This window comes from Sphingomonas sp. Root720 (assembly GCF_001428605.1).
Classification (GTDB): Bacteria; Pseudomonadota; Alphaproteobacteria; order Sphingomonadales; family Sphingomonadaceae; genus Rhizorhabdus.
Genome location: NZ_LMID01000011.1, coordinates 260,578 through 283,067 on the forward strand (window position 1 = coordinate 260,578; position 22,490 = coordinate 283,067).

Genomic DNA, 22,490 nt, shown 5'->3' on the forward strand with positions numbered 1-22,490 from the left:
ATCGGCTCCGGCAGGGGTGGGTTCTTGATGAACGGCCCCAGGCACCCGACATATGGTTCAGCGGCATGGCTCGGCCCATGCCGAATGGAGTAAAACGACCATGCCTTCCTTCGCCCGCGAACTCGAACAGACGCTGCACAATGCGCTGAGCGCAGCCAGCAGCCGCCGCCACGAATATGCGACGCTGGAGCATCTGCTCCTCGCGCTGATCGCGGACGAGCACGCGTCGAAGGTGATGACGGCCTGCGGCGTCGAGCTCGGCGAGCTGCGCAACGCCGTCACCAACTATCTCGACACCGAACTCGACGCGCTCAAGGTCGAGGGCGAGACCGATCCCTCCCCCACCAGCGGCTTCCAGCGGGTCGTCCAGCGGGCGATCCTGCACGTCCAGTCGTCGGGCCGCGAGGAAGTGACCGGCGCCAACGTGCTCGTCGCGCTGTTCAGCGAGCGCGAGAGCTATGCCGTCTTCTTCCTGCAGCAGCAGGACATGAGCCGCCTCGACGCGGTCAGCTACATCAGCCACGGTGTCGGCAAGGCCGGCCAGCCCACGGAGCAACGCGAAGTGAAGGGCGCGGAAGAAGAGAAGGCCCAGGCCAAGGCCGACGGCAAGAAGGGCGAGAGCGCCCTCAAGCAGTTCTGCGTCAACCTCAACGAGAAGGCGAAGAACGGCAAGGTCGACCCGCTGATCGGCCGCGGCCCGGAGGTCGACCGTACCGTCCAGATCCTGTGCCGCCGCTCGAAGAACAATCCGCTCTATGTGGGCGATCCGGGCGTCGGCAAGACCGCGATCGCCGAGGGGCTCGCGCGCAAGATCGTCGAAGGCGACGTTCCCGAGGTGCTCCTGCCCGCGGTTATCTACTCGCTCGACATGGGCGCGCTGCTCGCCGGCACCCGCTATCGCGGCGATTTCGAGGAGCGGCTCAAGCAGGTCGTGACCGAGCTGGAGAAGCTGCCGCACGCGGTGCTGTTCATCGACGAGATCCACACGGTGATCGGCGCTGGCGCCACCTCGGGTGGTGCGATGGACGCATCGAACCTGCTCAAGCCGGCGCTGTCGGGCGGCTCGATCCGCTGCATCGGATCGACCACCTACAAGGAATTCCGCAACCATTTCGAAAAGGACCGCGCCCTGCTGCGCCGGTTCCAGAAGATCGACGTCAACGAGCCGACGATCGAGGACACGATCAAGATCATCGCGGGGCTGCGCTCGGCGTTCGAGGAGCACCACAACGTCAAGTACACCCCCGACGCGATCAAGGCCGCCGTCGAGCTGTCGTCGCGCTACATCAGCGACCGCAAGCAGCCCGACAAGGCGATCGACGTGATCGACGAGGTCGGCGCCTCGCAGATGTTGGTACCGCCGAACAAGCGCAAGAAGGTGATCACGCCCAAGGAGATCGAGGCCGTGATCGCAACGATGGCGCGCATCCCCGCCAAATCGGTGTCGACCGACGACAAGAAGGTCCTCGGCCAGCTCGAGACCGACCTGAAGCGGGTGGTGTTCGGGCAGGACAAGGCGATCGAGGTGCTCTCCTCGGCGATCAAGCTCAGCCGCGCCGGCCTGCGCGATCCCGACAAGCCGATCGGCAACTATCTGTTCTCGGGCCCGACCGGCGTCGGCAAGACCGAGGTCGCGCGCCAGCTCGCCTCGATCCTCGGCATCCCGCTCCAGCGCTTCGACATGTCCGAATATATGGAGCGCCACTCGGTCAGCCGGCTGATCGGCGCGCCTCCGGGCTATGTCGGCTACGACCAGGGCGGCCTGCTGACCGATGCGGTCGACCAGCATCCGCACAGCGTGCTGCTGCTCGACGAAATCGAGAAGGCGCATCCGGACCTGTTCAACATCCTGCTGCAGGTGATGGACAACGGCAAGCTGACCGACCACCACGGCAAGACGGTCGACTTCCGCAACACCATCCTGATCATGACCACCAACGCCGGCGCGTCCGACATGGCGCGCGAGACGCTGGGCTTCGGCAACCTCACCCGCGAGGGCGAGGACGAGGAAGCGGTCAAGAAGATGTTCACGCCGGAGTTCCGCAACCGCCTCGATGCGATCGTGCCGTTCGGCTATCTGCCGACCGAGGTCGTCTCGCGGGTCGTCGAGAAGTTCGTCCTCCAGCTCGAGCTGCAGCTCGCCGACCGCGAGGTGCACATCAGCCTCGATGACGAAGCCAAGACCTGGCTGACCGCCAAGGGCTATGACAAGCTCTACGGCGCCCGCCCGATGGGCCGCCTGATCCAGGAGAAGATCAAGCAGCCGCTGGCCGAGGAGTTGCTGTTCGGCAAGCTCGTCCATGGCGGCGAGGTCAAGGTGAAGCTGAAGGACGACGCACTGTCCTTCGAGATCGTCCCCGCGGCGCCGAAACGGCCCAAGAAGGGCGGCAGCACCAAGCCGAAGATCAAGGCCTGACCCAAAGCAGGCTGATCAAGAAGGCCCGCTTCGCAAGAGGCGGGCCTTTTTTTGTTTTTGGCGACCGCGCTTTGTCAGACCCTTCCGATCATCGCGTGGGTCGCGCTGGTCATATAAGCGAGAAAGGCGACAAGGCTGAGATAGATCAGCCCATATTCCACCCTGGTTGCTACCGACGTTGCATAATAGCAGCGGTTTTCCTCAGTCTCAGGATCGTGGGTCCAAGCCTGCTTCAATGCCGGTATCGCGGCAATCGCGATGATGAAGAGCAGCGGACTCGGCCGATAGAGCATTAGACCCACCATCAGCGGAACGCCCAGGAACCAGATGCGTGGCGATATGATCGCCGTGATCCGTCCGCCGTCGAGCGGTGAAAGCGGAATCAGATTGAAGAAATTGAGGAAGAAGCCGCCGTAGGCGATCGCGAGCAACAACCCGTCCTGCGTCTCTCGACCCCAGAAATAGACCAGGATGGCGCCGACCGTCCCAAGCAGCGGTCCAGCGGCAGCGACATAGGCCTCAGTTTCGGCATCCATCGGCTGACCCTTCAACTCGATCCATGCGCCGACAAAGGGAATGAAGGTCGGCATGCTGACCGGAAGAGACCGCTGCCGTGCCGCTATGAAGTGCCCCATTTCATGGAGCAGGAGCAATCCGACGAAGCCGGCGGCATAGCGCCATCCGAAGATGAGCGAATAGGCCGCCAGCGAGACGATCATCGTGACGAGCGTGCCGCCGACCTTCCCCAATTTAAAAAGGCCGAACAACAACGCCAGCATATTAGCAATCGCTTTTCGAGCCCGGCTCGGGCGTTTCGCGAGGATGTATCTGCGGGTGAAGCTCGGAACGGTCGACGACATCGGACTCCGCGGCCGCTTCCGGAAGCGTTTCCGAACCGGATTCGGCCACCACCCCTTCCGTCGGCCGGTTCCGCCCGACGATCCGGCGGAGGATCGCACCGATGGCGACGATCGCGACGATCACAAGCTTCCACGCCTTGACGAGAAGAAGGCCCATCACGGCCAGCAAGCCCAGCTTCTTGGCCGCGACGATACCGACAAGCGCGCCGATGCCATAAGCAGCCACCTTGTCGGTGGATTCATCGAAATCGGCATAGCGTTTGCCGGGGATGTAGGAGAGTGCCGCGAGAAGCTGCGTAGCGACATGCTTGTCCGCGGCGATCCGGTTCGAAACGGTGATGAGATTGAGACTGAAATAGCCTTCGCGGCCAAGTGCGAAGGTGTTGTAATTGATCGTCTGCGGCAGACTGGCCGGGGCCCCCCTTACGCGCGACGACAATGACCAAACCAGGCGATGCGACACGGCGTCATAATGGGGTTCCTCGACCCACCCCACGACATCGATGGCCGCATAGCCACGCGCCGTTCTATCTTCGTTGGCCTTCTCGGTACCCTCCTTGAGCGCTTCGAGTAGCGCGTCCGACTTCCACTCCTTCGCCTCGCCATCGCGGACATATCCTTCGCCGGTCCAGGTGACATCGACGAGCCAAGGCTGTTTCTCATCGACAGCGACGATTAATCCCTGGCGGCCGGGCTGCGATGGATTTCCAAGCGCTCTCATGACCTTGTCCGCCTCGGCCGCGGGAACGAAGACCTGATCCGCCTTGATCTTCAGCGACGCCTGATCGAGAAGCTTCACGTCCGCCGGGCCGCGCGTGGCAGTCTTCGCGGCAGCGTTCCAGGCAGCCTGCATTTCCGCCTGCTGGGCGGTGGTCGGTTCGGATTGCGCAAGGCCGGGAGCCGTTCCGCCGAACGTGCACATCAGCATGAAAAGCGCCAGAAAGACGCTGAACGATCGATCGACGCGCATGAAACCCCCATATCCCCAATGCGTCGATAGGCTCTTACGGTCTCGTGGAAAAGCATGATTGGATCGGAACTGGAGGTGAACCATGCGCCAGACGGGACCCGCAGACTGAACCGCAACCGGCCACTTTTCGTTTCGGCGTTAACCATATCTTCCGGACTCCGGATGCAGAACCGACCGTCGGGCCCGTGACGGGACTTCCGGGGGACGCGATGCGATGCGCTACGAACTGATCGTTATCGGCAGCGGGCCGGCGGGGCGCCGCGCCGCCATCCAGGCCGCCAAGCTGGGCAAGTCGACGCTGGTGGTCGAGAATCGATACCGCGTCGGCGGGGTTTCGGTCCATACCGGGACGATTCCGTCCAAGACGCTGCGCGAGACCGTGCTCAACCTGACCGGCTGGCGCGAGCGCGGCTTCTATGGCCGGGCTTACCGGGTCAAGAAGGAGATTTGCGGCGAGGACCTCAACGCCCGCCTGCAGAAGACCCTCGACCACGAGATCGATGTGCTGGAACATCAGTTCACCCGCAACGGCGTGCGCACCATCGAGGGTGCCGCCAGCTTCCGAGGCCCGCACGAGATCCAGGTCACCGGACCGCAGGGCGACGTCCAGCTGTTCGAAGCCGAGCGCGTGCTGATCGCGGTCGGCACGGCGCCCTACCGCCCCTCCTCGATCCCGTTCAACGACACCACCATCCTCGACAGCGACGCGCTGATCGCCGAGCCGAGGGTGCCGCGCAGCCTGACGGTGATCGGTGCCGGCGTGATCGGCATCGAATATGCGACGATCTTCTCCGCGCTCGACGTGCCGGTGACCCTGATCGAGCCGCGCGACAGCTTCCTCGACTTTGTCGACCGCGAGATCATCGACGATTTCGTCCACCAGCTGCGCGATCGCGGCATGGCGATCCGTCTCGGCGCGAAGCTCGACCGGGTCGAGGTCGACGGCCAGGGCTGGGCGATCTCGATCCTCGAGGACGGGCGCCGCATCCGCTCCGAAATGCTGCTCTATGCAGCCGGTCGGATCGGCGCGACGGCCGCGCTGGGGCTGGAGAATTGCGGGCTCGAGGCCGACGGCCGCGGGCGGCTCAAAGTCGATCCGGCGACGCTGCAGACCGACGTGCCGCACATCTACGCCGCCGGCGACGTGATCGGCTTTCCCAGCCTCGCCTCGACCTCGATGGAGCAGGGCCGGATCGCCGCCTGCCACGCCTTCGGCGCGCCGATGCCCCCCGCTCCCTCCTATTTCCCCTATGGCATCTACGCGGTGCCGGAAATCTCCACGGTCGGCCTCAGCGAACAGGAGGTGCGCGAGCGCGGCATTTCCTATGAATGCGGCATCGCCCGTTTCCGCGAGACGTCGCGCGGGCATATCATGGGCATGCAATCGGGAATGATGAAGCTGATCTTCGCGCTCGAGGATCGCCGCCTGCTCGGCGTCCACATCATCGGCGAGAGCGCGACCGAACTGATCCATATCGGCCAGGCGGTGCTCAACTTGGGCGGAACAATCGACTATTTCGTCGAGAACACCTTCAATTACCCGACCCTCGCCGAGGCCTACAAGATCGCCGCGCTCGACGCCTGGAACCGGATGCCGCGCTGCGACGACCATCTCCGGAGCGCGCTCGACCGGGCGCTGCCCGAGTTGCAGCGGATGGCGGCGCAGGGACCGAAGGCGGCGGCGGCGTAACGGCCACCCCTAGACCGTCACCCCAGCGAAGGCTGGGGTCTCGGGAGGCTCGCGCACTGCGCTGCTCATAAGATGCCAGCTTTCGCGGGCATGACGGCTTGGGCTCAGGTTTTTCACCCGCGCCCATTGATCGGCACCGTACCAATCCTCATGTTGCGGTACAGCAACTGTCGAGGATCACTCCCCCCGCATGACATATCCCATCATCGACGCCAGCGCCGTTCGTCTCGCGCTGGGCAAGGGATCGGCGCGGGTCGACATCCTCAAGGACATCGATCTCGCCATCGGCGCGGGCGAGACGGTCGCGCTGCTGGGGCCGTCAGGATCGGGCAAGTCGTCGCTGATGGCGGTGCTGTCGGGGCTGGAACGCGCCGACGGCGGCCGGATCGACATCGACGGGCTCGATTTCGGGAAGCTCGACGAGGATGCGCTTGCCGCCGCGCGGCGCGGACGGATCGGCATCATCCTCCAGGCCTTCCACCTGCTGCCGACGATGACCGCGCTGGAGAATGTCGCGGTTCCACTCGAGCTCGCCGGCGCCGCCGACGCCTTCCCGCGTGCGCAGGCCGAGCTGGAAGCGGTCGGCCTCGGCCACCGGCTCGACCATTATCCCTCGCAGCTGTCGGGCGGCGAGCAGCAGCGCGTCGCTATTGCCCGCGCGACGGCATCGCGTCCCGCCATCCTGTTCGCCGACGAGCCTACCGGCAATCTCGACGGTGCCACCGGCGGTGCGATCATGGACCTGTTGTTCGACCGCCAGCGCGAGACCGGCGCGACGCTGCTCGTCATCACCCATGATCCGGTACTGGCGGCCCGCTGCGCTCGGATCGTCGAGATGCGCGACGGGGCGATCATCTCCGACCGGCAGGCAGCATGAACGGCGCCTGGGCGCTGGCGCTGCGCGACATGCGCGGCGGGCTGAAGGGGCTGCGTCTCCTGATCCTCTGCCTGTTCCTCGGCGTCGCGGGGCTGGCCGGAGTCGGCAGCCTCGCCCGCGCCATCACCGCCGAACTCGACAGTCGCGGGCAGGAGATATTGGGCGGCGACATCGAGATGCGCGTCGCCCAGCGCGAGGCGGCCCCCGATGAACGCACCGCCTTCGCCCGGCTGGGCACGGTATCCGAGACCGTGCGGCTACGCGCCATGGCCTCGCGTGCCGACGCCACCGCCTCGGTGCTGGCCGAGCTCAAGAGCGTCGACGATCGCTGGCCGCTCTACGGCAGCCTGACGGTAGCACCCGGGGCGATCGCGGCACGACCCGCCGGCCTCGACGCGATCGTCGCGCCCGCGCTCGCCGAGCGGCTGTCGCTCGCCGTCGGCGACCGGGTCCGGGTTGGCGAGACGAGCTTTCGGGTGGCGGGACTGATCGCCGACGAGCCCGACCGGGTCGGCGAGGGTTTCACCCTGGGCCCAAGCATCCTCGTTTCGCGCGCCGGGCTGGCGGCGACGAAGCTCGTCCAGCCCGGCAGCCTCTTCACCGCGCGCTACCGCATCCGCCTGCCCGCGGACCGCGACGCCCATGCCGTCGCCGAGCGGCTCGACACCCGTTTCCACGATGCCAACTGGGAGGTCAGCGACCGCACCAACGCCGCGCGCGGGCTGCGCCGCTTCGTCGACCAACTCGGCCAATTCCTCACCCTGGTCGGCCTGACCGCGCTCGTCGTCGCGGGAATCGGCGTCGGTAACGGGGTAGCGTCCTGGCTCGACCAGCGGCGACCGGGAATCGCGACGCTCAAGATATTGGGTGCCTCCTCGGCGACGATCGTCCGCATCTACCTGATCCAGGTCGCGATCGTCTCGACGGGTGCAATCGCCGGCGGCCTGATCGTCGGTGCGGCGGTGCCGGCGATCGTCGGTGCGCTGGCCGGCGACGCGCTGCCGGTCGCGCCCAAATTCGCGATCTTCCCGCTGCCGCTGCTGATCAGCGCCGTCTATGGCCTGCTCGCCGCGCTACTGTTCAGCCTGTCTCCGCTCGCTCGCGCGGGACAGGTCAGTCCGGCGGCGATCTTCCGCGCACGGATAGAGCCGTTCGGCTGGCCGCGCTGGCGGGTGCTGCTGCCGATGGCGGCGGCGGGACTCGGTATCGCCCTGCTCGCCATCGCCACCGCGCGCGAGCCGATGCTGAGCGCCGGCTTTCTCGCCGCGACCGCCGGCATCTTCGCGTTGCTCGGCGGGATCGGCTGGCTGGTCCGGCGCGGCGCCGGTGCCCTGCCCCGCCCGCGCCGTCCGCTGCTACGGCTCGCCATCGCCAATCTCCACCGTCCGGCGGCGCAGACCGACCGGCTGATCGTCGCTCTCGGCCTCGGTCTGACCCTGTTCGTCCTGCTGGCGGTACTGCAGACCAACCTGGCCAGCCAGATCGAGAAAACCGTCCCCGCGATCGCGCCCAATTTCTTCGCGCTCGACGTACCGACCGAGGACATCGACCGCTTTCGTTCGACCATTCTCGCCCGCGCGCCCGAAGCGAGGATCGACAGCGTGCCGTCGCTGCGCGGCTCGGTGGTCGCGGTGCGCGGCGTCCGCGTCACCGACATGAAGCCGATCCCCAAGGGCGCCTGGATCCTCAACGGCGACCGCGGCCTGACCTATTCGGCGCGGCTCTCCGAAGGCAATGAGATCGTCGCCGGAAAATGGTGGCCGGCCGACTATGCCGGCCCACCGCTGGTCTCGATCGAGGAACAGGCGGCGGCGTCGCTCAATCTCAAGCCGGGCGACACGATGACCCTGTCGGTGCTCGGCGTCGAGATCGAGGCCACCGTCGCCTCGATCCGACGCGTGAACTGGGAGACGATGGGCTTCAACTTCGGCATCGTGTTCGCGCCGGGCGCGCTCGAGGGCGCCCCGCACAGCTATATGGCGACGATCGCCATCCCCGACGCGCGCGAGACCGCGGTGAATCGCGCGGTCATCGGCGGTTTCCCGTCGGTGTCGCTGATCCGGGTCAAGGATGTGGTCGGGCAGGTCGCGACCATCTTCGGCCAGCTCGCGACCGCGATCCGCGCGGCGGCGTCGGTGGCGCTGGCGGCGGGGGTCGCGGTGCTCGTCGGCGCGGTAGCGGCATCGCGGCGCGCGCGGCTCTATGATGCGGTGCTGCTCAAACTGCTCGGCGCCAACCGCCGACAGATATTGGGGGCGCAGGCGATCGAATATGCGTTGCTCGCAGCGATCATCGCGGTGGTAGCCCTCGCGGCCGGGACGGGGGCCGGCTGGTATGTCGTCACCCGGATCTTCGAGCTGCACTGGGCGCCCGATTGGACGATCGTCTTCCTGACCCTCGGCCTGGGCGCGCTCGGCACCCTCGCCATCGGCCTGCTCGGCTCCTTGCCGGTGCTCGCGGCGCGCCCGGCGGAGGCGCTGCGCTCCCTGTAGCGCCGACTACATGATTCGCGCCCTCGCTTCCGCGAGCGCCTCGGGCGTGTCGATGTCGACCAGCACACCAGGATCGTCGCAGGCGATCAAGGCAGCCGGGTGCCCGGCGAGAATGTCGCGCCCTCCTCGGTCGCCGGTCAGCGAACCGAGCGCCGCGAAATGATCGCGGCCCCACAGCACCGGATTGCCGGGCCTGCCGTCGAAGGCCGGCCGCAGGACAGCGTCGGGCGCGGCGGCGGCAGCGAGCGCCTGCAGCGTCGCGGGACGAACGAACGGCATGTCGGCAAGGCATATGATCGCCGCCGTCCAGTCGTCGGGCACCGCGCCGATCGCCGCCGCCAGCGAATGGCCCATGCCCAGCGCATGATCGGCAATCTCGACGATCCGCGCGCGGCCGTCGAACAGTTCGCGGAGCCTCCCGCCGGGGACGACGGCGGCGATCGGCAGACCGAGACCGGCGGCTTCGATCGCCGCGAGCGCATGGAGGGCCAGCGGCCGGCCGTCGAGATCGGCCATCAGCTTGTCGGTCCCCATCCGCCGCGCGCTGCCCGCCGCGAGCAGGATGGCGCCGACCGTCATGCGCCGCGTAGCGCCGCGGTCGCTCCGGCAAGGATCGACAGCGCGATCTCGGCCGGAGTAGCGGCGGCGATGGCAATCCCGGCGGGACCGTCGATCCGCGCCAGGGCCGCCTCGTCGAAGCCCGCCGCGGTCAGTCGCTCAATCCGGCTGGCCTGGGTGCGGCGCGATCCCAGGGCGGCGATGTAGAAGGCGTCGCTGCCGAGCGCCGCGACCAGCGCGGGGTCGTCGATCTTGGGATCGTGACTGAGTGTGACGACGGCGGTGGCGCCGTCGGGTCGCCAATCGGCCATCGCCTCGTCGGGCCAGCGCGGATCGACGTCGATATCGGCAAAGCGGCTCGCCGCGGCGAAACCGTCGCGCGGGTCGACGAGATAGACCCGGTAGCCGAGTTGGCGGGCAAGCGGCACGAGGTGCTGGCCGACATGGACCGCGCCGACGATCATCATCCTGAGCGGCGGCGGATAGCGGTTGATGAAACGCTCCTCCGCCCTCTCGTCCTCGCCGCCGTCGCACGCGATCTCGACGGCGGCGCCGGTCGCCAGGTCGCTGACGACGACGATGGCGCGCCCCTGCCGGCGCTCGGCGACGATCCGTTCCAGCAACGCTGGCGGGAAATGCGCGTCGTCGACCGTCTGGATCAGGATCGCGATACTGCCGCCACAGGCGAGGCCGAAGCTCCAGGCATTCTCGTCCTGCACGCCATAATCCCGCCGCTCGACGCCGCCGCCGGCGCGCAGCAGCGCCTGGGCGGCAACGAGGACGTCGCCTTCGACGCAGCCGCCGCTGACCGATCCCTCGAACAGCCCGTCGTCGCGGATGACGGCGTGCGATCCGCGCGGGCGTGGGGCCGAGCCCCAGGTCCGCATCACGGTCGCCAGGGCAACGCCATGGCCCAGCGCCGCCCAGTCGCGCGCCTTGCCCAGAAGATCGTCCAGTTCGTCGAGCATATATCCGTCCGGGGAGCAGATCTTGGCCAAGCGGCCAACCCGCATTTTCCGCCGACGGCGTGAAGCAGGCAAGCCCCGATGTCCAAGGCTATGTTCAGGTTTCAGGGCGATCGGCCGAAAGGAAGCTCGTCCGGGCTTGCCCGCACCGGGCGCGCGGGGCATGGCGTGAGCTTCGTTCCACGGGCATGTCGCCCAGCGCAAGGACCATCAATGACCGAAGCGACCCTCGATGTCGTCGGGATCGGCAACGCGATCATCGACCTTCTCGCCCATGCCGAAGACTCGTTCCTGACCGAGCACAAGCTGAACAAGGGCGCGATGACCCTGATCGACGAGGAGACCGCCGAGCGGCTCTACGCCGCGATGGGATCGACCACGCGCGCCTCGGGCGGATCGGCCGGCAACACCATCGCCGGGCTCGGATCGCTCGGCGCCGCCTGCGGCTATATCGGCAAGCTGCGCGACGACGAGCTGGGCGCCGCCTATCGGCACGATCTGCTCAATTCGGGCGTGCGCTTCACGACCCCGATGGCGAGCGACGGCCCGTCGACCGCGCGCTGCATCATCTTCGTCACCTCGGATGCCGAGCGGACGATGAACACCTATCTCGGCGCCTGCGTGAACCTGATGCCCGAGGACATCGACGAGGCGCTCGTCGCGTCGGCGAAGGTCACCTATCTCGAAGGCTATCTCTACGACGAGCCGCACGCCAAGGCCGCCTTCCGCCGCGCCGCCGACATCGCCCATGGCGCGGGCCGCAAGGTGGCGCTGTCGCTGTCCGATGCCTTCTGCGTCCACCGGCACCGCGCCGACTTCCTCGAGCTGATCGGCGACCGCATCGACATATTGTTCGCCAATGAATCCGAGTTGCTCGCGCTGTTCGAGACCGAGGACCGCGACGCCGCGCTCGACCGGATCGCCACCATGGTCGACCTGGCGGCGGTGACGCTAAGCGCCGAGGGCTCGATCGTCGTACGCGGCGACGAGCGGGTGACGAGCCCCGCCGCGCATGTCGAGCGGGTCGTGGACACCACCGGCGCGGGCGACCTCTATGCCGCCGGCTTCCTCTACGGCGTGACCCACGAACTGCCGCTGGCCGAATGCGCCCGCATCGCCGGCCTCGCCGCGGCCGAGGTGATCTCGCATTTCGGCGCGCGGCCCGAAGTACCGCTGCGCGCATTCGCCGGGCTCGACTGACGAACGGTGGCGGCGCCCGGTTCGCCGGTCGCCGCCGCCCCCTAGACGACGCACAAACAAAAAGGGCGGCCCGAGAGCCGCCCTTTCTGTTTGGAGATCGACGGCGGCCTTAGAAGGCGCCGGCGTATTTCTCGTTGCCGACGAAGCCCATCTTCTCGACCTGGGCGCGCTTCGTCACCGCGAGGACGCGGTCGACGAGATCGTAGCGGGCCTGGCCATCCGGCTCCAGGTGGAGCTCGGGGATCGGGTTCATCGTCTGGGTGATGTCGAGATACTGGCGCAGACGCACCAGATCGATCGGCGTACCATTCCAGAGGACCTGGTTGTCGGGCGTGATCACCACCTTGTTCTTCACCGGATCGACCGGCGGCGGGTTGTTCTGGCCCGAGTCGACCGGAAGGTCGAGCTTAACCGCGTGGGTCTGGATCGGAATGGTGATGATGAACATGATCAGCAGAACCAACATCACGTCGATCAACGGCGTGGTGTTGATGTCCATCATGGGCTCGCCTTCGGTCGTACTTGCGGCCATTGCCATGATTAATACTCCTCGAACGCGAGATCAGAGACGCGCGCTGGCGTAACCAGCGGGCGGCTCGGAAATGAAGCCGACGCGGGTGAAGCCTGCGCGCTGCATGGTGTAGACCGCACCACCGATGCAACGATACGGGGTGTTCACGTCACCGCGGATATGCACCTCGGGAAGCTCGAGGCCGGGGGCATTCGGGCCACCCTGGCGATCGATTTCCTTGCGCAGCTTGACCACGGCACGGTCGATCAGTTCCTGCGACGTCACAGGGGTCTGGCCCCAATAGACTTCGCAAGCGCCACTCGACGAAGCGCGCACGGTGAGCGCGACATTCTCTGGCTTGGTCGTCGTCGGTTCGAACACCACGTTCGGAAGCTTGACCGGAACGGTCTGGATCACGACCGGAACGGTGATGAGAAAGATGATCAGAAGCACCAGCATGACGTCCACGAGCGGCGTCGTGTTGATGTCCGACATCGGGCTGTCGTCTTCGGCGGGGCCGGCACTCATGGCCATCGGCACAAATCCTATCTACTTGGCGGCTCGACGGATGCCCGGCGCGGGGCCGGTTCCTGGCCTTTCCTGTTTCCGACGAACGGGGCGGACGCTGCTGGCGCCCGCCCCATATCGTCAGCCGCTTACTTCTTGACGGCGGGAGCCGGAGCAGCCTTGACCGCAACGGCGGGCTTCACCGCACCGGCCGAAACCATGTAGCCGTGCAGGTCGGTCGAGAAGGCCGAGATCTGCTCGGCGACGACCTTGTTGCGACGGATCAGCCAGTTGTAGCCGAGCACGGCGGGAACGGCCACGGCCAGACCCAGCGCGGTCATGATCAGAGCTTCACCGACCGGGCCGGCGACGGCGTCGATCGAGGCCTGACCGGCGGCGCCGATCTTGATGAGCGCGCGGTAGATGCCGATGACGGTGCCGAACAGACCGATGAACGGCGAGGTCGAACCGACGGTGGCGAGCACCGCGAGGCCGTTGCCGAGCTTCGAGTTGATCAGCGCCTGGCTACGAGCGAGCGAGCCGGTCAGCCACTCGTGCTGGTCGACCGGGTCGGTCAGCTTGGTGTGCTGGTCCTGGGCGATCAGGCCGTCGTCGACGAGCTGGCGATAGGCCGAGTTCTTCTCGAGCTTCGCCTGGCCGTCCTTCAGGCTCGGAGCCGACCAGAAGGTCGCGCGGGCGCGCTTGCCCTGGTTCAGGATCTTCTGCTGCTCGAGCAGCTTGGTGAACATGATGTACCAGGAAGCGGCCGACATGACGACGAGGATGATGAAAACGGTCCAGGCGATCGTGCCACCCTGCTCGAGAGCGGCCATCAGGCCATAAGGGTTGGAACCGGCGGCTGCGGGACTAGCCATAAACTTCTTGTCCTTCTCTGAAACTGTCTATTTCTCGGTCAACGAAAAGCCGGGCGGGCAAGGGGTGCCGACCCGGCCAAAGCTCAATCCTTCGGGATCTGCCAGCGGACGCGATTGCGATAGGTGAACGACATCGGCTGGCCATTGCCATCGAGCTGGGGCTTGAAGCGCGCCCGGCGGATGAGCATCTGGCAGGCCTTGGTATCAAGCGACGGGAAGCCGCTCGAATTCGTCACCCTGCAGTCGCTTGCCTTGCCGTCGGCACCGACGACCAGTTCGAAGCTGGTAGTACCCTGGTTCTCAGCGCGCAGGTCGGCCGAGGGATAATCCTCGGGGGTGACCCACTCACCCGGGGTACCGCGCGGCTCGCCACGACGCGAAACCGCGGGCGGCGGGGGCGCGGGCGGCGCGGCGGGCGTAATGACCACCGGCGGCGCGACGGGCACCGAAACGATCGGAGGAGCCACCGTCGGCGCAACCTGGACGATCGGCGGCGGCGCCACGACGGGCGGCGGCTCGATCTTCGTCTCAGGCGGAGGCGGCGGCGGCTGATCCGGGGGCGGAGGAGCCTCTTCAGCAACGTCGAACGTCTTCAGGTCGCGCGCGACCTTCTTTACGACGTTGTACGCGAGGCCGGTGACGAAGGCGTAACCGATGACGGCGTGGAGCGCAATCACCAACGCAATCGACACCACCTTGCGGGTGCTCAGCGTTTGATCACCATAAGCCATTAAGGAACGACACTCCCTCCAATCCAGAAGCCAGCAAAAATGTCCGGCATGCACCCACGGCTGTTGCCATCGGCGCCCGGCCCTACCCCGCCAGACATGTTCTAATATTTAGCGGAAGTGTGTCCTTATCGCGACAGTTCGATGGACGCAATAACCGAAAAGCCAGTTTGATGGAGGCTTTCCGGCATGACACCGGCATCCGTTCGGCGGTAAGGAGCCAATCAAAGTAGCTCAGACGAGGATCGCCCCCATGACCACACCGGCCAAAAACCGTCAGATGCTCCATTTCGGCACATTTCTTGCTTGCATCTTTTTGACGGTCGTGGACGGCGCGCCTGGCGCGGTAGTTCAGACCCTCCCCTCGCCCGCGGCGTCGCAACCCGGAATCCAAGGCTTTTCCTACGCCGATCTCGCCGATCTGACCCTCACCGCGCAGGTCGTCACGGGGGTCACGGTGGTCAAGGCGGAGCGACTGAAGGGCGAGCTGGCGCCCAATCTCGCGGCAGGACGTGCCCGTTTTCTCATCGAAGCGCAGACTGGAATGCTGCTGCGCGGTGCCGACGGACTGGCCGGAACAATCTCCTACATCGCCGACGTTCCGCTCGACGCGAGGGGCAAGGCGCCAAAGCTTAAGAAAGCGCGCTTCATCCTGCTCGCGAACCGGGTACCCGGGCGCCCGCAGGAGGTCCGCCTCACTTCACCTTATTCTCAGCTCGACTGGACGCAAACGACCGAATCGACGCTCAGGGCGATTCTCACCGAGGCGACGGCGCCTTCCGCCCCACCCCTCGTCACGGGAATCGGCAACGCCTTTCATGTGCCCGGCGCCATCCCCGGCGAAAGCGAATCCCAGATCTTCCTGACAACGTCCGACAACCGGCCGATATCGCTGTCGATTCTCCGTCGGCCCGGCGAACAGCCGCAATGGGCGGTCGCCCTCGGCGAGATCGTCGACGACAGCGCCCGGGCGCCCGCAAAGGGCACGCTGCTCTGGTACCGACTCGCCTGCTTCCTGCCGCCACGCCTGCCCGAAAAGGCCGTTGCGGCTCTGTCCGCCGGAAACGCAGAAGCCGTGCGCGCCGATTATCGCCACGTGCTCCAGCAGCTCGGTCCCTGCGGCCGTACGATCGAACGCTGAGCGTCGGCGGACCGTCAGAAGGAGCTGAGGTCGACGCCGACCTCGGCACAGTCGGGATAGACGTCGGGCTTGCTCGTGGCCACGCGCAACCCCTTCACCCCCGCACGGGCCGCAACCAGCGCATAGATTTCGCGCGCCAGGGTTTCCTGCAGGTTGTAGCGGCGCCCCTCCACCAGAAGGAGGATCTCGCTGCGCAGGAAATCATAGTCCCAGGCCGCCGCCACCTCGTCGACCGCGGCGAAGCTGGCTTCGTCCAGCCACACCTCGACCGTAACCGACACGCGCTGCGGGTTGCCGACCTCGAAATCGTGGAAGCCGATGTCCACCGGCACCGCAAGGTCGCGCAGCAGGATCCTGCGCGTGCGCGGAGCGAGATTGGCGGGGACGAGGCCGTCTAGCCGAACGGATTCCATCAAAGCTCCATGAACTGGACGTCGCGCGGCAGCCCCAGGAAACGCTGGCCGCCGTCGAGGGTGATCGTCTGCCCCGTGATGGTCGGGACCGCGACGAGGAAACGCAAGGCAGCGACGATCTCGCCAACCTCGACGCCGCGCCCGAGCGGATTGAGACCATGGACCTTGTCGAAATTCTCGCGGCTCTGCGGACCCGAGACCAGCGTGACCGACGGCGCGATCGCGTTGACACGGATATGGCTTCCGGCGAGGCGGCGGGCGAGCAACTCGTTCACGCCCGCAAACGCCATTTTCGAGATGGTGTAGGTGAAGAAGTCGGGATTGGGCTGCGACAGCTTGGCGTCCAGCATGTTGACGATCAGCCCCCCCGTCCCCGCGGGCACGGCGGCGGCGAAGGCGCGGGCCAGCAACGCCGGTCCGCGCGCATTCGCGGCCATGTGCATCTCCCAAGCCTCGATCGAGAAATCGTCGAACGAATCATAGACGAAGGACGAGGCGCTGTTCACCAGCAGCGCAGGCGGCGCCATGCCGTCGAGCGCCGCGATCACCCGGCCCGCGCCATCGGGCTCGGCGAGGTCGGCCTGCACGGTGCGCGCCCGCGGCAGCCGTGCGGCCAGCGCCCGCGCCTCCTCCTCCGACTGACGGTAGTGGATAAGTACGTCCCAGCCGTCGTCGGCCAGCGCGATCGCGATCTCCGCGCCGATGCGCCTGGCGCCGCCGGTGACGATCGCGGTTCTGTCGGGTACGAATTCGGGTGTCATCGTCACCTGCGATAGGCAATGCCCGAAAATGAGGCAAGCCGGGCGATCCCCAGACCGGTACGGGACCCCAACGTCATTATCCCCAGCTTATCCACAGCCAGTCCCCACCGGCTGGGGAAATCTCAGGCCGCGGCGGAAGGACGCGCCGCGATGCCGGCATGCCAGCGGGCGAGCGACTCGCGGCCGATGCGTGGATCGGGAAGCCGGGTGGCGATGCCGAAGTCGATCGCGACGAGGCCCGCTATGTCGGCCATGGAGACCCGCTCCCCGACCATATGGTCGCGACCGTCGAGATGCCTGTCGAGCACATCGGCGAAGGCATTCCACATGCAGTGCCCACGGTCGACCAGGGCCGGTATCTGAGGAATCGCCGGCCATTCGCCGCTGACCGCGCGATCGACGAACGCCGGCGCCCGGTTGCGCAGCGAGATCGCCACCGCCTGGAAACAGTCATGCTCGATCCGCCGGAGCCAAGCCTCGATCAGGCCGATTTCTTTCGGCGTTGTGCCGAACAAGGGCGGGTCGGGGTGCAGGGCTTCGAAATAGCGGCATATTCCCAGCGAATCGTCGATCACGCTGCCGTCGTCGAGCAACAGCGCCGGCAATTGCCGCTGCCGGTTGATATCGGCGAAATCGGTGCACAGATGCTCGCCGCCGCGGAGGTCGACCACAGCCCGCTCGACCTCGATGCCCTTCTCCGCGAGATAGACGCGGACCCGCCGGGGGCTGGGCGCCCAGGCGGCGTCGTAGAGCTTCATCAAACCGCCATCCGAATTTGCTTCACATTCATCTTCAAGACGCTAAAGGCGCCCCTCCATTCCGGCAAGGACTTCCCGCCCCGGCAGGACAGGACCCGATACAGAATTGATCACGCTCGTCCCCATCGCCGCCGTCGCCGCATCGGACATCGAACATCTGCTCGATCTCGCCTTCGGCACCGACCGGCATGGGCGAACCGCCTATCGGCTTCGCGAAGGGGTGGACGCATTGCCGGACCTTAGCCTGGCGGCGCTCGAAAATGGCGAACTGGTCGGATCGATCCAGTGCTGGCCGATCCAGCTGACCGAGACGGACGGGGATCCGGCCCCGTTGATCCTGGTCGGCCCCGTGGCGGTGGAACCCGGCCGGCAGCGCGCCGGCATCGGCCGCATGCTGATGGACGCCGCGCTCGCCCGCGCCGACGCGGCCGACAGCGCACCGATGATGCTGATCGGCGACGCCAGCTATTATGAGCGCTTCTTCGATTTCTCGTCGCGCCACACCCGCGGCTGGGCGGTCCCCGGCCCGGTGGAGCGCGACCGGCTGCTCGCGCGTCTGCGCCCCGGCCAGGTCGTTCCGCGTCAGGGCGTGCTGGGCCCGCGTATCGCGGCCCTTGTCCCCGGCGGCGATTGACGGCACATCGCCGTCATGCCCGAAAGCACGCCGCCCCCCGATTTCGCCGGACTCTCGCTGAACGACATCGCCGCATTCGCGGCCGAAAACTGCCTGCCTCCGGTCGACGTGTGGCATCCGGCGCATTGCGGCGACAGCTCCATGCGGATCGCCAGCGACGGCACCTGGTTCCATGAGGGGTCGCCGATCGGCCGCGCGGCGATGGTGCGGCTGTTCTCGACGATCCTGCGCCGCGAGCCCGACGGCGGCTATGTCCTGGTCACGCCGGCCGAGAAGCTGTCGATCGCGGTCGACGACGCCCCCTTCGTCGCGGTCGAGATGAAGGCCGAGGGCGAAGGCCGCGAACGCCGGCTCGCCTTCCGCCTGAACACCGGCGACCTCGTCGTCGCGGACGCCGCCCACCCGCTGAGGGTCGTCGAGCGTGCCGACGGACCCCATCCTTATGTCACCGTCCGCGGCGGACTCGACGCGCTGATCGCGCGGCCTGTCTATTATGAGATGGTGAACCTTGCGCTCGACGAGGGCGCCGATCCGCCCGGCCTGTGGAGCGAGGGAATCTTCTTCGCGCTCGACGCCGAATGAGCAGGCTTGGCGAACGGCTGCGAAGGAGCTTCGCCGATGCGGATCGCGATGCCGATCCGCTGATCGACGACATCGGGATGGTCGGCGACATCGCGACGCTCACCCGCGCCGCGGTCCTGGTCCCGATCATCGAGGCGTCCAGTCCCCGCGTCCTGCTGACGATCCGGCACGAAGCGCTGCGCGCCCATGCCGGACAGGTCGCCTTTCCCGGCGGGCGTCTCGATCCCGACGATGACGGTCCGGTCGGCGCCGCGTTGCGCGAGGCGTGGGAGGAGGTCCGCCTGCCCAGCGAACGGGTCGACGTGATCGGGACCGCCCGCCCCTATGCGACCCGATCGGGCTATCTGATCACGCCCGTCGTCGGCGTCATTCCCGAGGGAATCGAGCTCCATCCGCAGGAAGAGGAGGTCTCGGCCCTGTTCGAGGTCCCGCTCGACGTCCTGCTGGCGGAGGCCAATCATCTGCGACGGTCGCTCGTCTTCGAAGGCAGCCAGCGGCACTTCTACGAGATCGATTGGCCCGACCAGCGGATCTGGGGCGTGACGGCCGGGCTGATCGTCGATCTCGCGCCCAGGCTGCGCGGCGCGCTGGGGACCGCGGCATGACGATCCTCCCCGATGCGGCCTGGCAGCATCTGGCCGGGCTCGACCGGCTGCTCGACGCGCTGGGAGCCGGCCAGGGCGATGTCCGCTTCGTCGGTGGCGCGGTACGCGACACGCTGCTCGACCTGCCGGTCAAGGACGTCGACTGCGCAACGCGGCTGCTGCCCGAGGAGAGCATGCGCCGGATCGCCGCGGCCGGCTTCAAGCCGATCCCGACCGGCATCGCCCATGGCACCGTCACCGCCGTGCTGCCGTCCGGGCTCGTCGAGGTGACCACCCTGCGGCGCGACGTCGCGACCGACGGCCGCCATGCCGTCGTGGCCTTCACCGACGAATGGCGCGAGGACGCCGCGCGCCGCGACTTCACCATCAACGCACTGTCGGCCGATCCGTCGACGCGCGCGGTGTACGATTATTTCGGCGGCGAGGCCGATCTCGCCGCCGGACTCGTCCGCTTCATCGGCGATCCGCTGCAACGGATCGCGGAGGATCATCTGCGTATCCTGCGCCTGTTCCGCTTTCACGCCCGGTTCGGCAAGGGTGCGCCGGATCCCGCCGCGATCGACGCCTGCGTCGCCCGTGCCAACGACCTGATGGCGCTATCGCGCGAACGCATCGCCGACGAATTGCTCAAGCTGCTCGGCGGCGCCGATCCGGCGCCCACCGTCCGGCTGATGTTCGACAGCGGCATCTTCCACCCGATCCTCCCCGAAATCGGCGCCGATGGCGTCGCCCGGCTCGAACGGCTGGTCGCGCGCGAAGCCGTCGCCGGGGCGGCGCCCGATCCGCTACGGCGGCTCGGCGCCCTGCTCCCGGCCGACGGCGCGACCGCGGCGTCTATCGCCAGGCGGCTGAAGTTGTCCAAGGCGGCGACACGACGGCTCGAACAGGCCGCGTCCGGCGTCGACGACGCGCCGCGCGCGCTCGCCTATCGCTTCGGCATCGAGGTCGCGTCCGATCTGCTGCTGCGCGGCGAGCGGCCGGCCGAGACGCTCGGCCTCGACCAGCTCCACGACTGGGAAAGGCCGCGGCTGCCGATCGGCGGCGGCGACCTGATCGCGATGGGATTGCGGCCGGGACCGGCGGTGGCGGCGACTCTCCAGGCGATCGAGCGGCGCTGGATCGCGGAGGGCTTTCCGGGCGATGCGCGCGTGGAACGGCTCGCCGCGGAGGCGATGGCTCAGGCCATTCGCGACCGCAGATAGGCGAAGGCATCCTCCGACGGCATCGGCCGGGCGAAATAATAGCCCTGGGCGACATCGCAGCCGAGACCGATCAGCGTCTCGATCAGTGCCTCCGACTCGACGCCCTCGGCGGTCGCCTGCATGCCCAGCGCCGACGCCAGGCCGAGTATCGCGCGGACGATCGCGACCGAATCGCGGTCGTGGAGCATCGGGGCGATGAAACTGCGGTCGATCTTCAGCACGTTGATCGGCAGGCGCTGGAGATAGGCCAGGCTCGAATAGCCGGTGCCGAAATCGTCCATCGCGATGGTGACGTCGAGATCGTGGATGTCCCGCAACACCTTGGCGATGCCGTCCGGATCGCTGATGATGCAGCTTTCGGTCAGCTCGATCTTGAGCCGGCTGCCGGCGATGCCGCTTTCGACCAGCGCGGCGTTGACCGCCGAGACGACGTCGTCGCGCTGGAACTGGACCGCCGAGACGTTGACCGCCATGTGGACGGGGAGCGGCGAGCCCGCCTTGCGATCCCATTCGGCGAGTGTCCGGGTCGCGGCGCGCAGCGCCCAGCGGCCGAGCGGCACGATCAACCCCGATTCCTCGGCGACGGGGATGAACTCGACCGGGGAGATCGCGCCTCTTTCGGGATGATCCCAGCGGGCCAGCGCCTCGAAGCCGATGACCTGGCCGGTCGACAGCTCGATCAGGGGCTGGAAGGCAAGATGAAGCTGGTCGCGCTCGATCGCACGGCGCAGCTCGGTCTCGAGGCTGAAGCGTTGGCGCGCGGTGGCGCTGTCGCCGGCCTGGAACAGCTCGGCATGGCCCGACTGCTTGGCACGCTTCATCGCGAACTGAGCGTTGCGAATCAGGTCCTCGGCGGCGTCGACGCCCGACGTCATCATCGCGGCGCCGACCGCACAGTCGATCTTGATCTCGAGGTCGCCGAGCCGGATCGGCGTGGCGAGACAGGCCTGCATGCGGCGCGCGGCGCGCATCGCTTCCGACGGATCGTCGGCGACGCTCAGCAGCACCGCGAATTCGTCGCCGGCCAGACGGGCCAGCACGTCGCCCGCACGCAGCGCGGAAATCAGGCGGCGCGCCACGGTGATGATCAGCTCGTCCCCGGCCAGCGAGCCGACGCCTTCGTTGACGCGGCTGAAGCGGGTGAGGTCGATCAGCAGCACCGCGAATTGGCGACCCTCGGCCTCGTAGTTGAGCATCGCATGCTCGACCTGCTCGGCGAAGGCGGCGCGGTTCGGCAGGCCGGTGAGGCTGTCGCGCAGCATCTGGGTGCGCAGCGACCTTTCTCCCTCGACCTGCTGGGTCCGGTCGATCAGCGACAGGATGCAGCGCGGTACCGGCGATTCGCCACCCGACAGGCGCGACAGGCGGACCGCGAAATGACGGCCGCTGATGCCGTCGCCTTCCTGCATGTCGAACGAGCGGTCGCTCTCGTCCGAGGCCAGGAAATCCTCGAGCTCCGGCAGCAGCGGGAGACCGATACCGACGCACAGGTCACGGCCGGGCTCGATCTCGCGGCGGCTGCTGTGGCGATTGGCGAGCTGGAGAAAAGCGCTGTTTCTCGCGAGAATCGTGGGCCTCTTGTCCACCAGGCAGATGAGCGCGATCGCGATCGGCAGCGTGTCTATGAACTCCTGCTGGGCAGCGGAGCGCGGCGTGTCGAGCAGCTCCTGCAGAGCGGCGGGCAGCTTGTGCACAGCCAAAGCGGGATCGCTGCCGAGCCGATCGGATAGTGACATAATATGGGT

General features: G+C 67.2%; 22 protein-coding genes. 10 read left to right on the plus strand and 12 right to left on the minus strand.

Annotation, left to right across the window (positions count from 1 at the left end; translation table 11 throughout):
* The first annotated feature begins 100 nt into the window (after nt 1-100).
* Entirely contained in the window at nt 101-2,416 is a 2,316-nt protein-coding gene (gene clpA / locus ASE22_RS11990) for an ATP-dependent Clp protease ATP-binding subunit ClpA (RefSeq protein ID WP_056361115.1), read from the plus strand.
* Between the two features lie 74 nt (nt 2,417-2,490).
* On the opposite strand, the gene ASE22_RS11995 is transcribed toward clpA, so the two are convergent.
* Both ASE22_RS11995 and ASE22_RS12000 read right to left on the minus strand, forming a co-directional pair.
* Nucleotides 2,491-3,276 (minus strand): site-2 protease family protein, encoded by a 786-nt coding sequence (locus ASE22_RS11995; protein WP_200933211.1) that lies wholly within the window; start codon nt 3,274-3,276, stop codon nt 2,491-2,493.
* A complete protein-coding gene (locus ASE22_RS12000; protein WP_056359411.1) occupies nt 3,197-4,246 on the minus strand; it encodes a DUF2167 domain-containing protein in 1,050 nt (349 codons plus the stop codon). The genes ASE22_RS11995 and ASE22_RS12000 overlap by 80 nt, the downstream gene beginning before the upstream one ends.
* Before the next feature lie 214 nt (nt 4,247-4,460).
* On the opposite strand from ASE22_RS12000, the gene sthA reads away from it, so the two are divergent.
* From sthA to ASE22_RS12015, 3 genes are all read left to right on the plus strand, one after another.
* Nucleotides 4,461-5,936 (plus strand): Si-specific NAD(P)(+) transhydrogenase, encoded by a 1,476-nt coding sequence (gene sthA / locus ASE22_RS12005; RefSeq protein ID WP_082545624.1) that lies wholly within the window; start codon nt 4,461-4,463, stop codon nt 5,934-5,936.
* 190 nt (nt 5,937-6,126) lie between these two features.
* The gene (locus ASE22_RS12010; RefSeq protein WP_056359414.1) at nt 6,127-6,813 is read left to right on the plus strand and encodes an ABC transporter ATP-binding protein; all 687 of its coding nucleotides are present in this window, start codon (nt 6,127-6,129) and stop codon (nt 6,811-6,813) included.
* A complete protein-coding gene (locus ASE22_RS12015; protein ID WP_056359415.1) occupies nt 6,810-9,305 on the plus strand; it encodes an ABC transporter permease in 2,496 nt (831 codons plus the stop codon). Before ASE22_RS12010 ends, ASE22_RS12015 begins: the two co-directional genes overlap by 4 nt.
* Nucleotides 9,306-9,311: 6 nt before the next feature.
* Here the strand turns inward: ASE22_RS12015 and ASE22_RS12020 are convergent, their stop codons facing one another.
* Both ASE22_RS12020 and ASE22_RS12025 read right to left on the minus strand, forming a co-directional pair.
* Nucleotides 9,312-9,884 carry a nucleotidyltransferase family protein gene (locus tag ASE22_RS12020; RefSeq protein WP_056359418.1) on the minus strand — a complete coding sequence of 191 codons (573 nt, stop codon included), beginning with the start codon at nt 9,882-9,884 and terminating at the stop codon, nt 9,312-9,314.
* Nucleotides 9,881-10,831, minus strand: a complete 951-nt coding sequence (locus tag ASE22_RS12025) for an XdhC family protein (protein WP_056361117.1) — start codon at nt 10,829-10,831, stop codon at nt 9,881-9,883. The genes ASE22_RS12020 and ASE22_RS12025 overlap by 4 nt, the downstream gene beginning before the upstream one ends.
* 210 nt (nt 10,832-11,041) lie before the next feature.
* Here ASE22_RS12025 and ASE22_RS12030 point away from each other — a divergent pair, with 210 nt between their 5' ends.
* A complete protein-coding gene (locus tag ASE22_RS12030; RefSeq protein WP_056359421.1) occupies nt 11,042-12,028 on the plus strand; it encodes an adenosine kinase in 987 nt (328 codons plus the stop codon).
* Nucleotides 12,029-12,137: 109 nt separating this feature from the next.
* Here ASE22_RS12030 and ASE22_RS12035 read toward each other — a convergent pair whose 3' ends face one another.
* The 4 genes from ASE22_RS12035 to ASE22_RS12050 all read right to left on the minus strand — a co-directional run bounded on the left by ASE22_RS12035 (nt 12,138) and on the right by ASE22_RS12050 (nt 14,652).
* Nucleotides 12,138-12,566: an ExbD/TolR family protein gene (locus ASE22_RS12035; protein WP_056359424.1), complete on the minus strand. Its 429-nt coding sequence runs from the start codon at nt 12,564-12,566 to the stop codon at nt 12,138-12,140.
* A 24-nt stretch (nt 12,567-12,590) separates the two neighbouring features.
* The gene (locus tag ASE22_RS12040; RefSeq protein ID WP_056359428.1) at nt 12,591-13,073 is read right to left on the minus strand and encodes an ExbD/TolR family protein; all 483 of its coding nucleotides are present in this window, start codon (nt 13,071-13,073) and stop codon (nt 12,591-12,593) included.
* 122 nt (nt 13,074-13,195) lie between these two features.
* Nucleotides 13,196-13,921, minus strand: coding sequence for a MotA/TolQ/ExbB proton channel family protein (locus tag ASE22_RS12045; protein ID WP_056359431.1), 726 nt, complete (start codon nt 13,919-13,921; stop codon nt 13,196-13,198).
* An 83-nt stretch (nt 13,922-14,004) separates the two neighbouring features.
* Nucleotides 14,005-14,652: an energy transducer TonB gene (locus ASE22_RS12050; protein ID WP_056359434.1), complete on the minus strand. Its 648-nt coding sequence runs from the start codon at nt 14,650-14,652 to the stop codon at nt 14,005-14,007.
* A gap of 250 nt (nt 14,653-14,902) precedes the next feature.
* Between ASE22_RS12050 and ASE22_RS12055 the strand changes: the two genes are divergently transcribed.
* Nucleotides 14,903-15,790 carry a hypothetical protein gene (locus ASE22_RS12055; protein WP_082545625.1) on the plus strand — a complete coding sequence of 296 codons (888 nt, stop codon included), beginning with the start codon at nt 14,903-14,905 and terminating at the stop codon, nt 15,788-15,790.
* A gap of 14 nt (nt 15,791-15,804) precedes the next feature.
* On the opposite strand, the gene ASE22_RS12060 is transcribed toward ASE22_RS12055, so the two are convergent.
* From ASE22_RS12060 to ASE22_RS12070, 3 genes are all read right to left on the minus strand, one after another.
* Nucleotides 15,805-16,203 carry a dihydroneopterin aldolase gene (locus tag ASE22_RS12060; RefSeq protein ID WP_056359436.1) on the minus strand — a complete coding sequence of 133 codons (399 nt, stop codon included), beginning with the start codon at nt 16,201-16,203 and terminating at the stop codon, nt 15,805-15,807.
* Nucleotides 16,203-16,964 (minus strand): SDR family oxidoreductase, encoded by a 762-nt coding sequence (locus ASE22_RS12065; RefSeq protein WP_056359439.1) that lies wholly within the window; start codon nt 16,962-16,964, stop codon nt 16,203-16,205. The genes ASE22_RS12060 and ASE22_RS12065 overlap by 1 nt, the downstream gene beginning before the upstream one ends.
* Before the next feature lie 122 nt (nt 16,965-17,086).
* Nucleotides 17,087-17,722, minus strand: coding sequence for a glutathione S-transferase family protein (locus ASE22_RS12070; RefSeq protein WP_056359442.1), 636 nt, complete (start codon nt 17,720-17,722; stop codon nt 17,087-17,089).
* A 106-nt stretch (nt 17,723-17,828) separates the two neighbouring features.
* Here ASE22_RS12070 and ASE22_RS12075 point away from each other — a divergent pair, with 106 nt between their 5' ends.
* The 4 genes from ASE22_RS12075 to ASE22_RS12090 are packed head-to-tail and all read left to right on the plus strand — an operon-like array spanning nt 17,829 to nt 20,745.
* Nucleotides 17,829-18,356, plus strand: a complete 528-nt coding sequence (locus tag ASE22_RS12075) for a GNAT family N-acetyltransferase (protein WP_056359445.1) — start codon at nt 17,829-17,831, stop codon at nt 18,354-18,356.
* A 15-nt stretch (nt 18,357-18,371) separates the two neighbouring features.
* On the plus strand, nt 18,372-18,938 hold the full coding sequence (locus ASE22_RS12080) for a DUF1285 domain-containing protein (protein ID WP_056359448.1): 567 nt from the start codon (nt 18,372-18,374) through the stop codon (nt 18,936-18,938).
* Entirely contained in the window at nt 18,935-19,543 is a 609-nt protein-coding gene (locus tag ASE22_RS12085; RefSeq protein WP_056359451.1) for a CoA pyrophosphatase, read from the plus strand. Before ASE22_RS12080 ends, ASE22_RS12085 begins: the two co-directional genes overlap by 4 nt.
* The gene (locus tag ASE22_RS12090; RefSeq protein WP_056359455.1) at nt 19,540-20,745 is read left to right on the plus strand and encodes a CCA tRNA nucleotidyltransferase; all 1,206 of its coding nucleotides are present in this window, start codon (nt 19,540-19,542) and stop codon (nt 20,743-20,745) included. Before ASE22_RS12085 ends, ASE22_RS12090 begins: the two co-directional genes overlap by 4 nt.
* Here ASE22_RS12090 and ASE22_RS12095 read toward each other — a convergent pair.
* Nucleotides 20,721-22,481 (minus strand): putative bifunctional diguanylate cyclase/phosphodiesterase, encoded by a 1,761-nt coding sequence (locus ASE22_RS12095; protein ID WP_235538154.1) that lies wholly within the window; start codon nt 22,479-22,481, stop codon nt 20,721-20,723. The two genes, ASE22_RS12090 and ASE22_RS12095, sit on opposite strands and share 25 nt — an antisense overlap.
* Nucleotides 22,482-22,490 lie beyond the last annotated feature (9 nt).

Coding starts and splice junctions, on each gene's coding strand:
- clpA (WP_056361115.1), top strand. CDS start 101: ATGCCTTCCTTCGCCCGCGAACTCGAACAGACGCTGCACAATGCGCTG.
- ASE22_RS11995 (WP_200933211.1), bottom strand. CDS start 3,276: ATGTCGTCGACCGTTCCGAGCTTCACCCGCAGATACATCCTCGCGAAA.
- ASE22_RS12000 (WP_056359411.1), bottom strand. CDS start 4,246: ATGCGCGTCGATCGATCGTTCAGCGTCTTTCTGGCGCTTTTCATGCTG.
- sthA (WP_082545624.1), top strand. CDS start 4,461: ATGCGCTACGAACTGATCGTTATCGGCAGCGGGCCGGCGGGGCGCCGC.
- ASE22_RS12010 (WP_056359414.1), top strand. CDS start 6,127: ATGACATATCCCATCATCGACGCCAGCGCCGTTCGTCTCGCGCTGGGC.
- ASE22_RS12015 (WP_056359415.1), top strand. CDS start 6,810: ATGAACGGCGCCTGGGCGCTGGCGCTGCGCGACATGCGCGGCGGGCTG.
- ASE22_RS12020 (WP_056359418.1), bottom strand. CDS start 9,884: ATGACGGTCGGCGCCATCCTGCTCGCGGCGGGCAGCGCGCGGCGGATG.
- ASE22_RS12025 (WP_056361117.1), bottom strand. CDS start 10,831: ATGCTCGACGAACTGGACGATCTTCTGGGCAAGGCGCGCGACTGGGCG.
- ASE22_RS12030 (WP_056359421.1), top strand. CDS start 11,042: ATGACCGAAGCGACCCTCGATGTCGTCGGGATCGGCAACGCGATCATC.
- ASE22_RS12035 (WP_056359424.1), bottom strand. CDS start 12,566: ATGGCAATGGCCGCAAGTACGACCGAAGGCGAGCCCATGATGGACATC.
- ASE22_RS12040 (WP_056359428.1), bottom strand. CDS start 13,073: ATGGCCATGAGTGCCGGCCCCGCCGAAGACGACAGCCCGATGTCGGAC.
- ASE22_RS12045 (WP_056359431.1), bottom strand. CDS start 13,921: ATGGCTAGTCCCGCAGCCGCCGGTTCCAACCCTTATGGCCTGATGGCC.
- ASE22_RS12050 (WP_056359434.1), bottom strand. CDS start 14,652: ATGGCTTATGGTGATCAAACGCTGAGCACCCGCAAGGTGGTGTCGATT.
- ASE22_RS12055 (WP_082545625.1), top strand. CDS start 14,903: ATGACCACACCGGCCAAAAACCGTCAGATGCTCCATTTCGGCACATTT.
- ASE22_RS12060 (WP_056359436.1), bottom strand. CDS start 16,203: ATGGAATCCGTTCGGCTAGACGGCCTCGTCCCCGCCAATCTCGCTCCG.
- ASE22_RS12065 (WP_056359439.1), bottom strand. CDS start 16,964: ATGACACCCGAATTCGTACCCGACAGAACCGCGATCGTCACCGGCGGC.
- ASE22_RS12070 (WP_056359442.1), bottom strand. CDS start 17,722: ATGAAGCTCTACGACGCCGCCTGGGCGCCCAGCCCCCGGCGGGTCCGC.
- ASE22_RS12080 (WP_056359448.1), top strand. CDS start 18,372: ATGCCCGAAAGCACGCCGCCCCCCGATTTCGCCGGACTCTCGCTGAAC.
- ASE22_RS12085 (WP_056359451.1), top strand. CDS start 18,935: ATGAGCAGGCTTGGCGAACGGCTGCGAAGGAGCTTCGCCGATGCGGAT.
- ASE22_RS12090 (WP_056359455.1), top strand. CDS start 19,540: ATGACGATCCTCCCCGATGCGGCCTGGCAGCATCTGGCCGGGCTCGAC.
- ASE22_RS12095 (WP_235538154.1), bottom strand. CDS start 22,481: ATGTCACTATCCGATCGGCTCGGCAGCGATCCCGCTTTGGCTGTGCAC.